Source organism: Pseudomonas yamanorum (assembly GCF_900105735.1).
GTDB lineage: Bacteria > Pseudomonadota > Gammaproteobacteria > Pseudomonadales > Pseudomonadaceae > Aquipseudomonas > Aquipseudomonas yamanorum.
Window position 1 is genome coordinate 5,829,340 of record NZ_LT629793.1, and the last position, 18,279, is coordinate 5,847,618.

Annotated in this window: 13 protein-coding genes; 9 read left to right on the forward strand and 4 right to left on the reverse strand. The window is 61.6% G+C overall.

Features of this window, described 5'->3' with window-relative positions:
• Window positions 1-146 precede the first annotated feature (146 nt).
• The gene (locus BLU46_RS27390) at window positions 147-1,376 is read left to right on the forward strand and encodes an acyl-CoA dehydrogenase (protein ID WP_063028670.1); all 1,230 of its coding nucleotides are present in this window, start codon (window positions 147-149) and stop codon (window positions 1,374-1,376) included.
• Between the two features lie 140 nt (window positions 1,377-1,516).
• Here BLU46_RS27390 and BLU46_RS27395 read toward each other — a convergent pair whose 3' ends face one another.
• Window positions 1,517-2,857, reverse strand: coding sequence for a substrate-binding domain-containing protein (locus BLU46_RS27395; RefSeq protein WP_093208049.1), 1,341 nt, complete (start codon window positions 2,855-2,857; stop codon window positions 1,517-1,519).
• A gap of 97 nt (window positions 2,858-2,954) precedes the next feature.
• Window positions 2,955-3,767 (reverse strand): exodeoxyribonuclease III, encoded by an 813-nt coding sequence (gene xthA, locus BLU46_RS27400; RefSeq protein ID WP_003211800.1) that lies wholly within the window; start codon window positions 3,765-3,767, stop codon window positions 2,955-2,957.
• 201 nt (window positions 3,768-3,968) lie between these two features.
• On the opposite strand from xthA, the gene BLU46_RS27405 reads away from it, so the two are divergent.
• The 7 genes from BLU46_RS27405 to BLU46_RS27435 all read left to right on the forward strand — a co-directional run bounded on the left by BLU46_RS27405 (window position 3,969) and on the right by BLU46_RS27435 (window position 14,935).
• Window positions 3,969-4,619, forward strand: coding sequence for a GNAT family N-acetyltransferase (locus BLU46_RS27405; RefSeq protein WP_093208052.1), 651 nt, complete (start codon window positions 3,969-3,971; stop codon window positions 4,617-4,619).
• A gap of 64 nt (window positions 4,620-4,683) precedes the next feature.
• Window positions 4,684-6,411, forward strand: a complete 1,728-nt coding sequence (locus tag BLU46_RS27410) for an autotransporter assembly complex protein TamA (RefSeq protein WP_023658973.1) — start codon at window positions 4,684-4,686, stop codon at window positions 6,409-6,411.
• Window positions 6,411-10,094, forward strand: coding sequence for a translocation/assembly module TamB domain-containing protein (locus BLU46_RS27415; RefSeq protein WP_093208055.1), 3,684 nt, complete (start codon window positions 6,411-6,413; stop codon window positions 10,092-10,094). The genes BLU46_RS27410 and BLU46_RS27415 overlap by 1 nt, the downstream gene beginning before the upstream one ends.
• 145 nt (window positions 10,095-10,239) lie before the next feature.
• On the forward strand, window positions 10,240-10,713 hold the full coding sequence (locus BLU46_RS27420; protein ID WP_003211792.1) for a MarR family winged helix-turn-helix transcriptional regulator: 474 nt from the start codon (window positions 10,240-10,242) through the stop codon (window positions 10,711-10,713).
• The gene (locus BLU46_RS27425) at window positions 10,710-12,173 is read left to right on the forward strand and encodes an efflux transporter outer membrane subunit (protein WP_063028680.1); all 1,464 of its coding nucleotides are present in this window, start codon (window positions 10,710-10,712) and stop codon (window positions 12,171-12,173) included. Before BLU46_RS27420 ends, BLU46_RS27425 begins: the two co-directional genes overlap by 4 nt.
• A 15-nt stretch (window positions 12,174-12,188) precedes the next feature.
• Window positions 12,189-13,406 (forward strand): efflux RND transporter periplasmic adaptor subunit, encoded by a 1,218-nt coding sequence (locus BLU46_RS27430; RefSeq protein WP_063028682.1) that lies wholly within the window; start codon window positions 12,189-12,191, stop codon window positions 13,404-13,406.
• Window positions 13,406-14,935 carry a DHA2 family efflux MFS transporter permease subunit gene (locus BLU46_RS27435; RefSeq protein ID WP_063028684.1) on the forward strand — a complete coding sequence of 510 codons (1,530 nt, stop codon included), beginning with the start codon at window positions 13,406-13,408 and terminating at the stop codon, window positions 14,933-14,935. Before BLU46_RS27430 ends, BLU46_RS27435 begins: the two co-directional genes overlap by 1 nt.
• A 130-nt stretch (window positions 14,936-15,065) precedes the next feature.
• Here the strand turns inward: BLU46_RS27435 and lpxH are convergent, their stop codons facing one another.
• Complete coding sequence (lpxH, locus tag BLU46_RS27440; protein WP_063028686.1) at window positions 15,066-15,815, reverse strand: UDP-2,3-diacylglucosamine diphosphatase; 750 nt, start codon at window positions 15,813-15,815, stop codon at window positions 15,066-15,068.
• Window positions 15,812-16,315: a peptidylprolyl isomerase gene (locus tag BLU46_RS27445; protein ID WP_017476987.1), complete on the reverse strand. Its 504-nt coding sequence runs from the start codon at window positions 16,313-16,315 to the stop codon at window positions 15,812-15,814. Before BLU46_RS27445 ends, lpxH begins: the two co-directional genes overlap by 4 nt.
• A 246-nt stretch (window positions 16,316-16,561) precedes the next feature.
• On the opposite strand from BLU46_RS27445, the gene BLU46_RS27450 reads away from it, so the two are divergent.
• A complete protein-coding gene (locus tag BLU46_RS27450; protein WP_063028688.1) occupies window positions 16,562-18,262 on the forward strand; it encodes a glutamine--tRNA ligase/YqeY domain fusion protein in 1,701 nt (566 codons plus the stop codon).
• The last annotated feature ends 17 nt before the right edge of the window (window positions 18,263-18,279 follow it).

Here is an 18,279-nt window from a genome sequence, read left to right on the forward strand (position 1 = left end):
CTGCGCTCTTATTGTTAGGTGTCCATACGCCGATCATATATCGGTGATGAATGTTAATACACGCCGAGAATAGGCTAGGTAAATTATCAACGCTGTTCTAGCATCGATTCATGACCTCAACAACCTCCATTGAGAAGGTGCTGCCCATGGATTTCGCCTATTCGCCCAAGGTTCAGGAACTGCGTGAACGCGTTACCGCGTTCATGGACGCTTACGTCTACCCGGCCGAGCCTGTGTTTGAACGCCAGGTTGCCGAAGGTGACCGCTGGCAGCCCACTGCGATCATGGAGGAGTTGAAAGCCAAGGCTAAAGCCGAAGGCCTGTGGAACCTGTTCCTGCCGGAATCCGAACTGGGCGCCGGGCTGACCAACCTGGAATACGCTCCCCTGGCAGAAATCATGGGCCGCTCCTTGTTGGGGCCGGAGCCGTTCAACTGCTCGGCACCGGATACCGGCAACATGGAAGTGCTGGTGCGCTACGCCAACGAAGAGCAAAAGCAGCGCTGGCTGGAGCCGTTGCTGCGCGGCGAGATCCGCTCGGCATTCGCCATGACTGAGCCGGACGTGGCGTCCTCCGATGCCACCAACATGGCGGCCCGTGCGGTACGTGACGGCGACGAGTGGGTGATCAACGGTAAAAAATGGTGGACCTCCGGCGCCTGCGACCCGCGCTGCAAAATCCTGATCTTCATGGGCCTGAGTAACCCGGATGCGCCGCGTCATCAGCAGCACTCGATGATCCTGGTGCCGGTGGATGCGCCGGGTGTGAAAATCGTACGTCCGCTGCCGGTGTTCGGCTACGACGATGCGCCCCATGGTCACGCCGAAGTGCTGTTTGAAAACGTCCGGGTGCCTTACGAAAACGTCCTGCTGGGCGAAGGCCGGGGTTTTGAAATTGCTCAAGGTCGCCTTGGCCCGGGCCGTATCCACCACTGCATGCGCTCCATCGGCATGGCCGAGCGTGCGCTGGAATTGATGTGCAAGCGTTCCGTCAGCCGGACTGCATTCGGCAAACCGCTGGCCCGCCTGGGTGGCAACATCGACAAGATCGCTGACTCGCGGATGGAAATCGACATGGCGCGCCTGCTGACCTTAAAAGCCGCCTACATGATGGACACTGTGGGCAACAAGGTCGCGAAAAGCGAAATCGCCCAGATCAAAGTGGTAGCGCCGAACGTGGCGTTGAAGGTGATCGACCGTGCGATCCAGATCCACGGTGGCGCCGGTGTCTCCAATGACTTCCCGCTGGCCTACATGTACGCCATGCAGCGCACCCTGCGCCTGGCTGACGGCCCGGACGAAGTGCACCGCGCGGCGATCGGCAAGTTCGAGATCGGCAAGTACGTGCCGCGGGAGATGATGCGCAGCGGCCAGTAACACCGAGGTGTCTTCATCGCAGGCAAGCCAGCTCCCACAGGGGAATGCAGTCAGCTGTGGGAGCCGGGCTTGCCCGCGATGAGGCCAGTTGATCGTTCCCACGCTCTGCGTGGGAATACTGCCCCGGACGCTCCGCGTCCTCAATACACCCAAACCTCCACCCGCCGATTCTTGATCCTTCCCTCATCCGCCGTATTTGCCGCCACGGGCATCTCGGCACCGAACCCCTGAATGTCCCTCAGCACCACGCCGCTTTTAACCAGTTCCCGTCGCACCGCCATCGCCCGCAACTTCGACAACAGCGCCGCCCGCTGAGCATCACTCTTGGCATCCCCAAACCCCACCAGCGTCACCTGCTTGTCCAGCTTGCCGTGGCTCTTTATATAAGCCACCACCCGCATCAAGTCCTGGCGCGCCTTGTTGTCGAGGCTGGCGCTGCCTTCCTCAAACCGGAAATTCACGGTCAGCCGCTGCGCCTGCCGGGCGATCGCCTGGTAATCCTCTGGCATTGGCGCCCGCGGCTCCACCGCCATGGCTTGCACCTGCTGCGCGATAAAGCCGTTGGCGGCCACGATCGCCTGGCCCTTGCTGCTTTGCGCAAAGTCCACCAAGGCCTTGGCCCAGGGATTGTGCTCAACCGGCGGCAAATAGAAGAACAGCCGGCGTGACAGCGGGTAATCCTCGGTGGCAATCAGGCTGCTCAATGGCAGCATGGGTTGCGAGTCGCCATCGACAATGGCAACTGCCTTGGCCTGGCGCACATAAGGCAACCCGATAAAACCGATACCCTGCGGGTCACGGCTGACGGCATCCGACAATTCCTCGCTGGACTCGAACCGGTTGGCGCTGCCATCCAGTGCCTTGCCGCGACGGCTGAGCACCAGTTCCTTGAAAGTATCGTAGGTGCCGGACTGATCGTCCCGCGCGTATAAGTGAATCTTGCCGCCGATGCCGCCCAGTTGCTCCCAGCTCGAGACTTCGCCGCTGAAAATCTGCGCCAGTTGCTCGGTGTTCAACGTACCCAACGGGTTGCGCGGGTTGAGGATGATTGCCACCCCGTCAATGGCGATGACTTGTTCGGCATCCGGACTCTTCAGGTCGCCGAGGGATTCCAGATCCACCAGTTCACTGTCCTTGATCGGCCGGGAAGACGCCGCAAGATCGGCGCTGGCTTTTTTCAGGGCCGCGAACCCGGTGCTGGAACCATGGGCGGCCACTTCCACTGTCACCTTCTGGCCCTGGCGAGTCTTGCCGACGATGTGCTGTTCGTTGGCCTGGTCAGATGGCTCACTGTGCACCGCTTGCAGCCCCTGTTGCTCCATCAGCCCCTTGACCAGCGCCGGGCCAAGCGCCGCGCCGATGGTGTTGGAACCCTGGATGCGCAAGGCCGGGCCATATTCGGGGAAGGGCAGTGGGGTGGAAAAAGCGGCGAGGGGAAATGCGCTGAGCAGGGCCAGCAGGGATAGAACGCGCAGCATCATGCCGGCACCTTCTCAAGCCAAAGGGAGTGCCGCGAGATTAAGTCAGGCAGGTTGCATAAATGTGACGAGGGCCGGCTTCCCGACCCTCAGTGCTGAATCAGCTCAATTCCAGCCAGATCGGCGCATGATCGGAGGGTTTTTCCATGCCGCGCAGGTCGTAATCCACACCGGCATCCTTCACCCGGGGCAGCAGCCCTTGGGAGGCCAGGATCACGTCGATCCGCAGCCCGCGCTTTGGCTCGTCTTCAAAACCACGGCTGCGGTAATCGAACCAGCTGAAGCGGTCCGCCACGTCAGGGTTGAGATGACGGAAGCTGTCCACCAGGCCCCAGTTCTTCAGGCGCGCCATCCACTCGCGTTCTTCCGGCAGAAAGCTGCATTTGCCGGTCTTCAGCCAGCGCTTGGCGTTGTCGGCGCCGATACCGATGTCGCAATCTTCCGGGGAGATATTCACATCGCCCATCACGACCACGGCCTGGTCATTGCTGAACTGTGACTCCAGCAAGGTTTGCAGGTCCTCGTAGAAGCGCTGCTTGGCCGGGAACTTGGTGGGGTGGTCGCGGCTTTCGCCCTGTGGGAAATAGCCGTTCATGATGGTAATCGGGTTGCCATTGGCGTCGGCGAAGGTGCCCCAGATGAAGCGGCGCTGGGCGTCTTCTTCGTCACTGGCAAAACCTTTATGCAGCGCCAGCGGTTCCTGGCGCGAGAGCAGGGCGACACCGTAGTGGCCTTTCTGCCCGTGGTAATACACGTGATAACCCAGGGCCTTGATCTCATCCAGCGGGAACTGGTCGTCGTGGACCTTGGTTTCCTGCAGGCCGATCACGTCCGGCTGGTGTTTCTCGATCAGTGCCGCCAGCTGATGAGGGCGGGCGCGCAGCCCGTTGATATTGAAAGACACGATTTTCATGGTCGGCAGTCCAGTCTGGCAAAAGGGCGATGCTAGCCGACAAGTCGGACGGGAGCCAGCCTTGTAGCAGCTGCCGAGACACGAGGCTGCGTTGGGCTGCGAAGCGGCCCCCGGTGGCTACACTGAACGAACCAGTGCCGCAGACGTTCGTAATAACAAGAGCGCAACCTTTTGAGCCGCGCCCAGGGGAGATTCACTGTTATGCCTGACACCTCGACTGCCATCACCCAGATCCACATGCTCGACAGCGGCTATTCCCGCGAAGCCCGTTCCCTGTTGTACCAGGCCTATCGCCATGAGCCGACGTTCGCCTACATCTTCGAAGCCGAACGTCCCGGCTACGAACAGCGGGTGCGCGCCACGGTGCGTGAGCTGGTCAAGCAGCACTTCTTCCAGAAACTCCCGGCCATTGGCCTGTTGGTCAACGACCGACTGATCGGCATCGCCCTGATCGCGCCACCGACCCGCCGCCTGGGCATCACCGAAAGCTGGGCCTGGCAATTGCGCATGTGGCTGAGCACCGGTGTGCGCGGCACCCGGCGCTACCTGGAATACCATCAGGCGGTGCTGGCATGCCTGCCCTCGGATTCGGTGCACGTGCTGCCGCTGCTGGGGATTCACCCGCAATTCCAGGGCAAACACTATGGTGAGCAACTGCTGGAAGCGGTGCACAACTGGTGCGCCGAAGACCCGCATTCATCCGGCGTGGTGCTGGATACGGGGAATTCTCGCTATCTGGAGTTCTATAAGCGCCAGGGGTATGAAGAGATTGGCGAGGTAGCTGTAGGACCTGTTCTGGAACACGTGTTCTTTCACGCAAATCCGCAGGTGTTACAGGCTGCAACGGTTTGAGACAGAATTATTCAGACAAATCCGGGTTCTAACCCGCTCCCAAGCTCGTGTAGCATCCCGGCCTATGAAGTTTCCAGGAAGATTTACCAGCGGCTTGATTCTGCTGTTCACGAGCTGCGGCGCCTTGGCGCAAAGCGAATTGGATGTGCGCATCAAGCCTTCAAACGACGCGTTGAAAGCCAACATCGAAGGCTATATCGGCGGGGTCGGCGATCGTGACGAAGAAGCCCTGCTGCGGTTCAGCCGTGGCGCCGAGGAGCAGGCCCGCAAGGCCGCACAGGCGTTGGGCTACTATCAACCGCAGATTGCCAGCGATGTGAAGGGCGGCAAGAACCCGCGCCTGATCCTCACCATCGACCCCGGCGAACCGGTGCATTTGCGCAATGTGACCATTCGGGTCGACGGCCAGGCCGCCGACCTCAAGGCCTTTCGCGTGCCCGCCAGCGACCAACTCAAATCCGGCGCCGTGCTCAACCACGGCAACTACGAAGACGCCAAGCGCGTCATCCAGAACCAGGCGTCACGCTACGGCTTTTTCAGCGGGCGCTTTACCAGCCAGAAACTCTCGGTCGACCCCAAGGCGGGTGTGGCCGATATCGAACTGATTTATGACAGTGGCCCACGCTACACCTTGGGCAAGGTCAGCTTTGCCGGCGATACGCCGTTTGATGAAGACCTGCTGCAACGCATGGTGCCGTTCAAGAGCGGCGCGCCTTACGACTCCGAACTGATCGCCGAACTCAACCAGAACCTGCAATCCAGCGGCTTTTTCGAAGGCGTGCGCGTGGACGCCGCCCCGGCGGCCTCGACCAATGACGTGATCCCGGTGGCCGTGCAACTCGAAACCCGCAAGCCGCGCACCATGGGCCTGGGCCTTGGCTACTCGACCGACGTCGGTCCACGGGGCAAGGCCAACTGGACGCGCCACTGGGTCAACCCCCAGGGCCACAGTTATGGCTGGGAAGCCGAGCTGTCGGCGCCCCGGCAGAACGTCGGTCTGTGGTACGACATTCCCATGGACCCGCCGCTCACCGACAAACTGCGTTTCGCCGGCGGTTACCAGAATGAGGAAATCGCCAACACCGACACCCTGAGTAAACTGCTCACCCTCGGCCCCGAGTGGCACAGCAAGTTGCCCAGCGGTTGGACGCGGGTGATTTCGCTCAAGTGGCAGCGCGAAGAATATCGCCTGGGCAACGACTCGGGCCTGAGTACGTTGCTGATGCCGGGTATCAGTTATTCCTACCTGCGCAGCGACAACCGCATCGACCCGCACAATGGCTATCGCCTGCTGTTCGACGCGAAGGTCGCCAAGGAAGGCCTGGGTTCCGACACCAACCTTCTTTACGGCACGGCGACGATCAAGGGCTTGACCACCCTGTGGGACAACCACCGCTTCCTGGCGCGGGCGCAGTTTGGTGGCAGTGCCACCAACGGCTACAAATCCGTGCCGCCGTCGTTGCGCTTTTTTGCCGGTGGCGACCAAAGCGTACGGGGTTACGAGTACCAGACCCTGTCCCCGGAAAACGATCGTGGCGACCGCATCGGTGGCCGCTACATGGTGGCCCTGAGCGCCGAGTATCAATATTCCATCGCCGAAAAATGGCGGATCGCGACCTTTATCGACCAAGGCAACTCGTTCAACACCCTGGAAATGCCGAGCCTGAAAACCGGTGTGGGTGTGGGCGTGCGCTGGGTGTCGCCGGTCGGCCCGATCCGCCTCGACCTGGCCCATGCCCTCGAAGATCCGGGCGGCATTCGTTTGCACTTTTCCATGGGGCCTGAGCTGTGATGCGTGGTTTGAAAATAGCGGGGCTGGCCATTCTGGCGGTCCTCGCGGTGATAGTGCTGGCACTGTGGACGGTGCTGGGTACCCAAGCCGGCAGCCGTTGGGTGCTGGGGCAGGTGCCGGGTTTGACCCTGGAGAATTTCCAGGGTCGCCTGGGCGGGCAGTGGAGTGCCGACCATCTGTTATGGCAGCAAGGCAGCCGCCGCGTGGAGCTGCAGGCACCGAAGTTCGACTGGTCGCCGGCCTGTTTGATGCACATGACCTTGTGCATCAACCAGCTGGATGTGGAGCAGGTGAACCTGCAATTTCCGCCCAGCACCGAAGAAAGCAGCGGCCCGATTACCCTGCCGGACTTGAAACTGCCAGTCGCCATTCAGTTGGGCGACATCCGCATCGGCAGCCTGCTGTTCAATGGCAGCGAAGAGCTCCAGGGCCTGCAACTGGCGGCGCACTGGACTGCCGCCGGGATGCAGATCGACTCGGTGCACCTGCAACGGGACGGTTTGGTCCTTGACCTGTCCGGCCTGCTGCAACCCACCGGCAACTGGCCGTTGACCGCCAGCGGTAACCTGAGCCTGCCTTACGCGCCGGGCGGTGCGCCTTGGACGCTGGCGCTCAAGGTCGATGGCGATTTGCTCAAGACCCTCAAGCTCAATGCCGACAGCAGCGGCTACCTCCCGGCCAAGCTCAGCGGCGAACTGCAACCGCTGGTGGAAAACCTGCCGGCGCAACTGCACATCACCGCCGACGGCTTTAAACCCAGCGCCGATTTGCCCGATACCCTGCAACTCAATCAGCTGGACCTGACCGCCAAGGGCGACCTGAGCAACGGTTACCAACTGCTCGGCAAAGCCGTTCTGCCGGCGGAAAAAGGTCCGGTGGACCTGCTGCTGCAAGGCAAGGTCGACGCCAAGGGCGCGCAGATCGCCGGGCTGGACCTGAATGCCGGCGACAAGCAAAGCCTCAAGGTCAGTGCCAATCTGGACTGGCAGCAAGGCTTCAGCGCCGACGCGAAAATCGACTGGCTGGATTTCCCCTGGCATCGCCTGTACCCGGTGATCGACAAACCCCAAGTCGCCTTGCGTACCTTCAATGGCGAAGTCTCCTACAAGGACGGCAACTACCTGGGCAACTTCAAGGCCGACCTCGACGGCCCGGCGGGCAAGTTCAGCCTGGCCAGCCCGTTCAGCGGCGACCTCAAGCAAGTGTTCCTCCCCGAGCTGAAACTCGCCGCCGGTCAGGGCAAGGCCGAAGGCCATCTGAACCTGCAATTTGCCGATGGCATTGCCTGGGATACTGCGCTGGACCTGTCGGCCATCAACCCGGCGTACTGGGTCGCGGAACTGCCGGGTACTCTGGCCGGCCCGCTGCGCAGCAAGGGTGAAATGAAGAACGAGCAACTCAAGCTCAATGCCGACCTCGACCTCAAGGGCCGTTTGCGCGGCCAACCCGCCGTGCTTCAGGCCAAAGCCGAAGGCGCAGGCGAGCAGTGGACCCTCGGCGCCCTCGACATCCGCCTCGGCGACAACCGCATCTATGGCAGCGGCAGCCTGCAACAACGGCTTGCTGGGCAGATCGACATCAAACTGACGCGCCTCGCCCAACTCTGGCCGCAACTGCGCGGGCAGATGAACGGCCGCCTCGACGTCGCCGGCACTCTGCACGCCCCCCAAGGCAAGCTCAACCTGGTGGGTCAACAACTGGCGTTTGAAGACAATCGTCTGCAAAACCTGACCCTGGACGCGAACCTCGACAACGCCCAGCGCGCCAGGATCGACCTGAAGGGCAGCGGCATCCAGGCCGGTGAAACCCAGCTCGGCACCTTCACTGCCAGCGCCCAGGGCGATATCAAAAGCCAGAAAGTCCAGCTCGACCTGGCCGGCCCGTTGCTCAAGCTGGCCCTGGCCCTGGACGGCAATCTCGACAAAGGCAACTGGCGCGGGCGCCTGGCCAGTGGCGATGTGCAAGCCGGTGGCCAGGACTGGAAGCTGCAAGCCCCGGCGAAAATCGAGCGCCTGGCCGACGGCAAGCTGACCTTTGCTGCCCATTGCTGGGTCTCCGGCCCGGCGAGCCTGTGCGGTGAAGACCAGCGCCTGATGCCAGAGCCGAAGCTGCGTTACCACCTCAAGCAGTTCCCCATCGACAGCCTGGCGCAGTGGTTGCCCAAGGATTTCGCCTGGCAGGGCAAGCTCAATGCCGACGTGCAACTCGACTTGCCTGCCAGCGGCCCCAAAGGCGTGGTCTCGGTGGACGCCAGTGGCGGCACCCTGCGGGTCAAGGACAAGGATCAGTGGCTGGATTTCCCCTACGACACGCTGAAGCTGGAAACCACCCTCAACCCCACGCGCATCGACACCCAGCTCAATTTCCGTGGCGGCAAGCTCGGCGAATTGCTGTTGCAGGCGCAGCTCAATCCGCTGGCGAAGAACAAGCCGATCACCGGTAACTTCACCCTGACCGGCCTTGATCTCGCCGTCGCCCGACCCTTTGTACCCATGGTCGAGAAACTCAACGGCAAGCTCAACGGTAACGGGCGAATCGCCGGCAGCCTGCTGGCGCCTCAGGTCAACGGCAGCGTCAACCTGGTCGGCGGCGAAATCTCCGGCCCGGAACTGCCCACCAGTTTCGAAGGCCTGAATATCCAGGCGGTGATTGCCGGCGAAAGCGTGCAACTCAGCGGCGGATGGCGCAGCGGCAAGGCCGGGCAGGGCACTATCAAGGGCCAGATCGATTGGGGTCAGGCCCTGGCGGTGGACATCGCCCTGCAAGGCACGCAACTGCCGGTTACCGTGGAGCCGTACGCGGCCCTGGAAGTGGAACCCGACCTGAAAATCAGCATGAAGAACGACAAGCTGGCGATCTCCGGCAAGGTGCAGATTCCCAGAGGCGAGATCACTGTGCGCGAACTGCCGCCGTCGACGGTCAAGGTCTCGGATGACACCGTGATCGTCGGCAGCCAGACCGAAGAGGGCAAGCCGCCCATGGCCATGGCGATGGACATCGACGTGGAGGTCGGCAAGGACAAGCTGAGCTTCGCCGGGTTTGGCCTCACCGCCAACCTGCAAGGCCACGTGCACATCGGCGACAACATGGACACCCGTGGCGAACTGTGGCTCAACGACGGTCGCTATCGCGCCTACGGCCAGCGCCTCACGGTGCGTCGTGCGCGGCTACTGTTCGCCGGGCCGCTTGACCAGCCGTTCCTGGATATCGAAGCGGTGCGGATAACTACCGAGCCGTCCCGGACCGTCACCGCCGGTATTCGTCTGAGCGGCAGTGCCGAGCAGCCGACGACGCAAATCTTCTCGGAGCCGGCGATGGCCCAAGAGGATGCCTTGTCTTACCTGGTGTTGGGGCGATCACGCACCACCAACGGTGAGGACAACAACATGCTGGCAGAAGCGGCGCTGGGTCTTGGGTTGATGGGCAGTGCCGGGGTCACTTCGGACATCGCCAAGAACCTGGGCATCCAGGACTTTGAACTGGACACCCAGGGCAGCGGCACCAATACCGCCGTGGTGGCCAGCGGCAAGATTTCGGAGAAGCTCAGCCTGCGTTATGGCGTCGGGGTTTTTGAACCGGCCAACACCATTGCCTTGCGCTACCTGCTGAGCAAGAAGGTGTACCTGGAAGTGGCTAGCGGTGTGGCCAGCTCCCTGGATATTTTCTACAAGCGCGATTTCTGATCGGTACACGTTCAGGGTGGGAGCCCGGCTCCCACCCTTTATCGGCTAATTAGCAAGCAACCTAACTATTCGTTTGACATTCGCTGCCTAGGCAGTAACATCGTGTCACACATTCACTGCTTAGGCAGTTAATAGGCTGGTCACGATGAAGCACTTCACCCCCGAAAACTTTCACAACTGCCACCTCGGCTTGCTGCTGGGCCGGGCTGCGCTGCTTAAAGACAAGATCATCGACACCCACATGGAACCTCACGGCATCACCGCCGCGCAGTTCAAGGTGTTGATCATCATGGCCCAGTACGGCGTCGACACCCCGGCCGAACTGTGCCGCAACCTGTCCCTGGACAGCGGCTCCATGACCCGCATGCTGGACCGCCTGGAACAAAAGGACCTGCTGGCGCGCAAGCGCTCCGAGCAGGACCGGCGCCAGGTGCAGTTGGTGCTGACCGCGGAAGGCCAGCGCGTGGCCGACATGCTGCCGCACATTGGTGCCCAGGCCTTGAACCAGTTGGCAGGCGCGCTGGAGCCGGGTGAATTGCAAACCCTGGAAAAAATCTTGAAGAAAATTCTGATAGCTGCGGGTGACCCCATCACCATTCAGCGGGTAGGTAGTGCATGAACAATCGCTCCTTGCGTGCCGGCCTCAGTCTCGTGCTGGTGGCCATGACTATGGCCGGTTGTGCCAATTTCAGCGGCTTGAACACAGAAGGCAAACGCCTCGAAGCCAATAACCTGCAAACCGGCAAATCCCTCAGCGGCGTGACCCTGTCCACCGCCGCCTGGCCCACCGCCGACTGGTGGAAAGGCCTTGGCGACCCACAACTCGACGGCCTGATCCAGGAAGCCCTGCAGAACAGCCCCGACATGCAAGTGGCCAGCGCCCGCGCCCACCAGGCCGAAGCCGCTGCCTATGCTGCCGACGCCGACCGCATGCCAACCCTGGATGCCAGCGCCGGGGTCAGCCGTTCACGCTTGGCCAAGGACCAGGACCCACAAGGGGTCGGCGGCACTTACGCCACCGTGCGCAACATCGGCGCCAGCTTCAATTACAACTTTGACCTTTGGGGTGGCCAGCGTGCCGCGTGGGAAGCCGCGCTGGGCCAGGCCCGCGCCGCCGAAGTCGACCAACAGGCCGCGCGCCTGACCCTCGCAGCCAACGTCGCCAAGGCCTACAGCGACCTGGGCCAGGCCCATATCGTGCGCGACCTGGCCAATGATGACCTCAAGCGCACCCGGCAAATGCTCGATCTGGGCAAGCGTCGCCTGAACTCCGGGATCGACAGCCAGTACCAGTACCAGCAAACCGAGAGCCTGGAAGCCAGCTCCCAGTCGCAACTGATCGATGCGGAAAAACAACTGCAGAGCGCCAAGATCGCCCTCGCCGTGTTGCTCGGCAAAGGCCCGGACCGTGGCAGCGAACTGGTGCGCCCCAACGTGCTCAAGCCCAGCGCGGTTGCCGTGCCTTCCGTATTGCCTGCCGAGCTGGTGGGCCGTCGTCCGGACCTGATCGCCGCACGCTGGCGTGTCGAGGCTGCAAGCAAGAACATCGATGCCAGCAAGACCCGTTTCTACCCCAACCTCAACCTGAGCGCGAGCGCCGGGGCCGAGTCGTTGCTGGGGGATGCGATGTTTGGTTCGGCCAGCCGCTTCTTCAGCATAGCGCCGACCATCTCGCTGCCGATCTTCGACGGCGGCCGCCTGCGCGCCGACCTCGACGCTCGCGACGCCGACTACGACCTGGCCGTGGCCCAGTACAACAAAACCCTGGTGCAAGCCTTGGGCGATATCGGCAACTCCCTCTCGCAATTGCGCGAGACCGGCCGGCAGATCCAGGCCCAGCAACACGCCGCTGACATTGCCCAGCAGTCCTACGACACCGGCGTCCAGCGTTACAGCTCGGGTATCGGTAATTACCTGGACGTGCTCAGCATCGAACAGCAATTACTCCAGGCCCAACGTCAGTTGGCCACCCTGAATGCCGAGCAGATCGATCTTTCGATTCAACTGATGCAGGCCCTGGGCGGCGGTTTCCACGCCGATAACGTGGCCTCGACCACCCCAGTCACGCGCACTGAATAATTCAAGGTACTTGTCATGGCCACTGCCGAAACCAGCAACAACGCTCCTGAAACAAAAAAGCCTGAACAACCGTCCACCAGCAACCCGCGCAAACGCAAAGTCATGCTGTTTGTGTTGGCACTGATCGTTATCCTCGGCGTCCTGGGCGTATGGGGTTGGTACGAACTGTATGGCCGCTTCAGCGAAAGCACCGACGACGCCTACGTCAACGGCAACGTGGTGGAAATTACCCCACTGGTCACCGGTACCGTGGTGAGCATCGGTGCCGACGACGGCGACCTGGTGCATGAAGGCCAGGTGCTGATCAACTTCGACCCCAACGACGCGGCCGTCGGCCTGCAAAGTGCCCAGGCCAACCTGGCCCGCACCGTGCGCCAAGTGCGTGGCTTGTACAGCAACGTCGATGGCATGAAGGCCCAGGTGCTGGCGCAACAAGCCAACGTGCAAAAGGCCCAGGACAACTACAACCGACGCAAGAACCTCGCCGCTGGCGGGGCGATTTCCCAGGAAGAACTGTCCCACGCCCGTGACGACCTGACCTCGGCGCAAAACGCCTTGGCCAACGTGCAGCAACAGTTCAAGACCAGCAGCGCCCTGGTGGATGACACCGTGATTTCGTCCCACCCGGACGTGCAGGCTGCCGCCGCGCAGTTGCGCCAGGCTTACCTGACCAACGCCCGCAGCACCCTGATTGCACCAGTGACCGGTTATGTGGCCAAGCGTACCGTGCAACTGGGCCAGCGGGTCCAGCCGGGCACTGCGTTGATGGCCGTGATTCCGCTGGATCAGCTGTGGATCGATGCCAACTTCAAGGAAACCCAGCTGCGCAATATGCGTATCGGCCAGCCGGTGGATATCGAATCCGACATCTACGGCAGCGACGTGAAGTTCAGCGGCACCGTGGACAGCCTCGGCGCAGGCACCGGCAGTGCGTTTGCCTTGCTGCCGGCGCAGAACGCCACCGGTAACTGGATCAAGATCGTGCAACGGGTGCCGGTGCGTATCCATGTGAACGCCGATGAGCTGGCCAAGCACCCACTGCGGGTGGGCTTGTCCACCGTGGTCAATGTCGACCTGCACGACCAGAGCGGCCCGGTACTGGCCCAGCAGGCGCCGCAAAAGGCTTCGTTCAGCACCAACGTCTACGATCGCCAACTGGCTGAAGCTGACGCCATGATCACCCAGTTGATTCATGACAACAGCGTCGCCGCTCCAAAGGCTGCGCAACGCTAATGAGCAATAACGCCTCGTTCACGCCGCCCAGCTTGCTGATGGCCACCATCGGCTTGTCCCTGGCGACCTTCATGCAGGTGCTCGACACCACCATCGCCAACGTGGCGTTGCCGACGATTTCCGGCAACCTCGGCGTGAGTTCGGAGCAGGGCACCTGGGTCATCACCTCGTTTGCGGTGAGCAACGCCATTGCGCTGCCGCTGACCGGCTGGCTGAGCCGTCGCTTCGGCGAGGTGAAGCTGTTTCTGTGGGCCACCATCCTGTTTGTGCTGGCCTCGTTTCTGTGCGGTATTTCCACCTCGATGCCTGAGCTGATCGGCTTTCGGGTGCTGCAAGGCCTGGTTGCTGGCCCGCTGTACCCGATGACCCAGACGCTGCTGATCGCGGTCTATCCCCCCGCCAGGCGCGGCATGGCCCTGGCGTTGCTGGCGATGGTCACGGTGGTGGCGCCGATTGCCGGGCCGATCCTCGGCGGCTGGATTACCGACAGCTACAGCTGGCCGTGGATCTTCTTTATCAACGTACCCATCGGCATCTTTGCGGTGATGGTGGTGCGCTCGCAACTGAAGAAACGCCCGGTGGTCACCAGCTACCAGCCGATGGACTACGTCGGTTTGCTCAGCCTGATCGTCGGCGTCGGCGCCTTGCAGATCATCCTCGACAAGGGCAACGACCTGGACTGGTTCGAGTCGAACTTCATCATCATCGGCGCGGTGATTTCGGCCATCGCCCTGGCGGTGTTCGTGATCTGGGAAATGACCGACGAGCACCCGGTGGTCAACCTGCGGCTGTTCGCTTACCGCAACTTCCGCATCGGCACGATTGTGTTGGTGTTGGGGTATGCCGGGTTCTTCGGGATCAACCTGATCCTGCCGCAATGGCTGCAAACCCAGATGGGCTATACCGCCACCTGGGCGGGCCTGGCGGTGGCGCCCATCGGGATTCTGCCGGTGTTGATGTCGCCGTTTGTGGGCAAGTACGCGCACAAGTTCGACCTGCGTTTGCTGGCCGGGCTGGCGTTCCTGGCGATTGGCCTGAGTTGCTTCATGCGGGCAGGCTTCACCAATGAAGTCGACTTCACGCACATCGCCCTGGTGCAGCTGTTCATGGGTATCGGCGTGGCGTTGTTCTTCATGCCGACCTTGAGCATCCTGATGTCCGACCTGCCACCGGCGCAAATCGCCGACGGCGCGGGCCTGGCGACCTTCCTGCGGACCCTGGGCGGCAGCTTTGCGGCCTCGTTGACCACCTGGATCTGGATTCGCCGGGCGGACCAGCACCATGCCTACATGAGCGAAAACATGACCACCTACGACTCGGCCACCCGGGATGCCTTGCAGGCGCTCGGCGGGGCAGGGCACAAGGCGTATGCGCAACTGGACCAGATACTGACGAGCCAGGCGTACATGATGTCCACCGTGGATTACTTCACGTTGCTGGGGTGGATGTTCATGGCGTTGATCGTGATTGTATGGCTGGCGAAACCGCCGTTCGCGGCGAAGGCCGGGCCGGAGGCTTCGGGCCACTAAGCTTCAATCCATGATCGTTCCCACGCTCCGCGTGGGAACGCCGCTTTGGACGCTCTGCGTCCGCTTTTGAAGGTCGTGACGCAGAGCGTCACAGGATGCATTCCCACGCAGAGCGTGGGAACGATCTGGGTCAAGCGCCGGGCAGTGCCAACTGCGGATTGACGAAGTCAAACGCCGCCAGTTGAAACCCTTGCTCATCCACCTGCAACGCCCACCCTTGCTTGTCCCAATCCCCCAGCACAATGCGCTTGGCCGCTTGCTCGCCAATCTGCAGCTTGTGAATCGCCGGGCGGTGGGTGTGGCCATGCACCAATGTACGCACGCCGAACTGCTGCATCACCCTCGGCACTTCCTCAGGTGTCACATCGACAATATCGTTGGCCTTCATCCGCACCTGGGCGCTGCTTTCACTGCGCAGCTTGCGCGCCAGCTTGTGCCGCGCGCCCAAGGGCAGGTGGCGCAGGATGAACAGGGTGATGGGGTTACGCAGGATGCGCCGCAGCTTCATATAGCCAAGGTCGCGGGTACACAAGCTGTCACCGTGCATCAACAGCACGGGCTCGCCGTAAAACTGCACCACACTCGGGTCCTTGAGCAAGGTTGCGCCTGCGGCTTTGCAGAACGCCTTGCCGATCAGGAAATCCCGGTTGCCATGCATGATGAAAATCTGGGTGCCGCTGTTGCTCAGCTCGCGCAGAGCCTGGCAAATCGAACGCTGGAAGGGCGTCATCCCATCGTCGCCAATCCAGGCTTCAAAGAAGTCCCCCAGAATGTACAACGCCTGGGCGGAACGGGCGCGGCCGTTCAATAAATCCAGAAACGCCCGGGTTATGTCCGGGCGCTCCTCTTCCAGATGCAAATCTGAAATCAGCAATATCACTCAACGATCTCGGCTTTCTCGACGATAACGTCTTCTACCGGTACGTCCTGGTGACCTGCCTTGCCGGTGGTTTGCACACCCTTGATCTTGTCGACAACGTCGGTGCCTGCGGTGACTTTACCGAATACCGCGTAGCCCCAGCCCTGCACGTTCTTGCCGCTGTGGTTCAGGAAGGTGTTGTCGGCGACGTTGATGAAGAACTGCGCGGAGGCCGAATGCGGCTCCATGGTACGGGCCATGGCGACGGTGTACTTGTCGTTCGAAAGGCCGTTGTCCGCTTCGTTCTGGATGCTTGGACGCTTGTCTTTCTTTTCTTTCATGCCAGGCTCGAAACCGCCGCCCTGGACCATGAAGTTGCCGATGACACGGTGGAAAACAGTGTTTTCGTAGTGGCCGGCTTTAACGTACTCGATGAAGTTGGCGACGGTGATCGGCGCTTTCTCGGCGTTCAGCTCGATGACGATGTCACCGTGGTTGGTGGTCAGTTTGACTTGAGTCATGTTCACTACTCTTTCAAGGAATTCGTGGGTTTGGGCGTTTTGCGCCTTACCTGCTTGGCAAAAACGGCAGCCAAGGCGCGCAGTTTAGCGTGACCTGCGGGAATTTCGAGGTGGTTTTTTACCGCCCGTGCAATAAATGCAGCAGTTTTTGGCCACGCTCTGTCAGGGCCTTGACAGCATCGGCTATGATAAGCCCTTTGTTTGTCGGCCTCACCCGGCCAAGTACTTCGTCTGTTCAAGGATCCTATGAGCAAGCCCACTGTCGACCCTACCTCGAATTCCAAGGCCGGACCTGCCGTCCCGGTCAATTTCCTGCGCCCGATCATCCAGGCGGACCTGGATTCGGGCAAGCACACGCAGATCGTCACCCGCTTCCCGCCTGAGCCCAACGGTTACCTGCACATCGGCCACGCCAAGTCGATCTGTGTGAACTTCGGCCTGGCCCAGGAGTTCGGTGGCGTCACGCACCTGCGTTTCGACGACACCAACCCGGCCAAGGAAGACCAGGAATACATCGACGCCATCGAAAGCGACATCAAGTGGCTGGGCTTCGAATGGTCCGGTGAAGTGCGCTATGCCTCCAAGTATTTCGACCAGTTGTTCGACTGGGCTGTCGAGTTGATCAAGGCCGGCAAGGCCTACGTTGACGACCTGACCCCGGAGCAAGCCAAGGAATTCCGTGGCACCCTGACCGAGCCGGGCAAGAACAGCCCGTTCCGCGACCGTTCGGTGGAAGAGAACCTGGACTGGTTCAACCGCATGCGCGCCGGCGAGTTCCCGGACGGCGCCCGCGTACTGCGCGCCAAGATCGACATGGCCTCGCCAAACATGAACCTGCGCGACCCGATCATGTACCGCATCCGCCACGCCCATCACCACCAGACCGGTGACAAGTGGTGCATCTACCCGAACTACGACTTTACCCACGGTCAGTCGGACGCCATCGAAGGCATCACCCACTCCATCTGCACCCTGGAGTTCGAAAGCCACCGTCCGCTGTACGAATGGTTCCTGGACAGCCTGCCGGTACCGGCGCACCCGCGTCAGTACGAGTTCAGCCGCCTGAACCTGAACTACACCATCACCAGCAAGCGCAAGCTCAAGCAACTGGTCGATGAAAAGCACGTGTTTGGCTGGGACGACCCGCGCATGTCGACGCTGTCGGGTTTCCGCCGCCGTGGCTACACCCCGGCGTCGATCCGCAATTTCTGCGAGATGGTCGGCACCAACCGCTCCGACGGCGTGGTCGACTACGGCATGCTCGAGTTCAGCATCCGTCAGGACCTCGACGCGAACGCCCCGCGCGCCATGTGCGTGCTGCGTCCGTTGAAAGTCGTGATCACCAACTACCCGGAAGGCCAGGTCGAAAACCTCGAACTGCCGCGTCATCCGCAGAAAGAAGAACTCGGCGTGCGCAAGCTGCCGTTCGCTCGTGAAATCTACATCGACCGCGATGACTTCATGGAAGAGCCGCCAAAAGGCTACAAGCGCCTGGAGCCGAACGGCGAAGTGCGCCTGCGCGGCAGCTACGTGATCCGTGCCGACGAAGCGATCAAGGACGCCGATGGCAACATCGTCGAACTGCGTTGCTCCTACGACCCGGAAACCCTGGGCAAGAACCCGGAAGGCCGCAAGGTCAAAGGTGTGGTGCACTGGGTGCCGGCTGCGGCCAGCGTCGAATGCGAAGTGCGCCTGTACGATCGCCTGTTCCGCTCGCCTAACCCCGAGAAGGCCGAAGACAGCGCCAGTTTCCTGGACAACATCAACCCTGACTCGCTGCAAGTTCTCACGGGTTGTCGTGCCGAGCCATCGCTTGGCGACGCACAGCCGGAAGACCGTTTCCAGTTCGAGCGCGAAGGTTACTTCTGCGCGGATATCAAGGACTCGAAACCCGGTGCTCCGGTATTCAACCGTACCGTGACCTTGCGTGATTCGTGGGGCCAGTGATTCTGTTTTAAGGAACT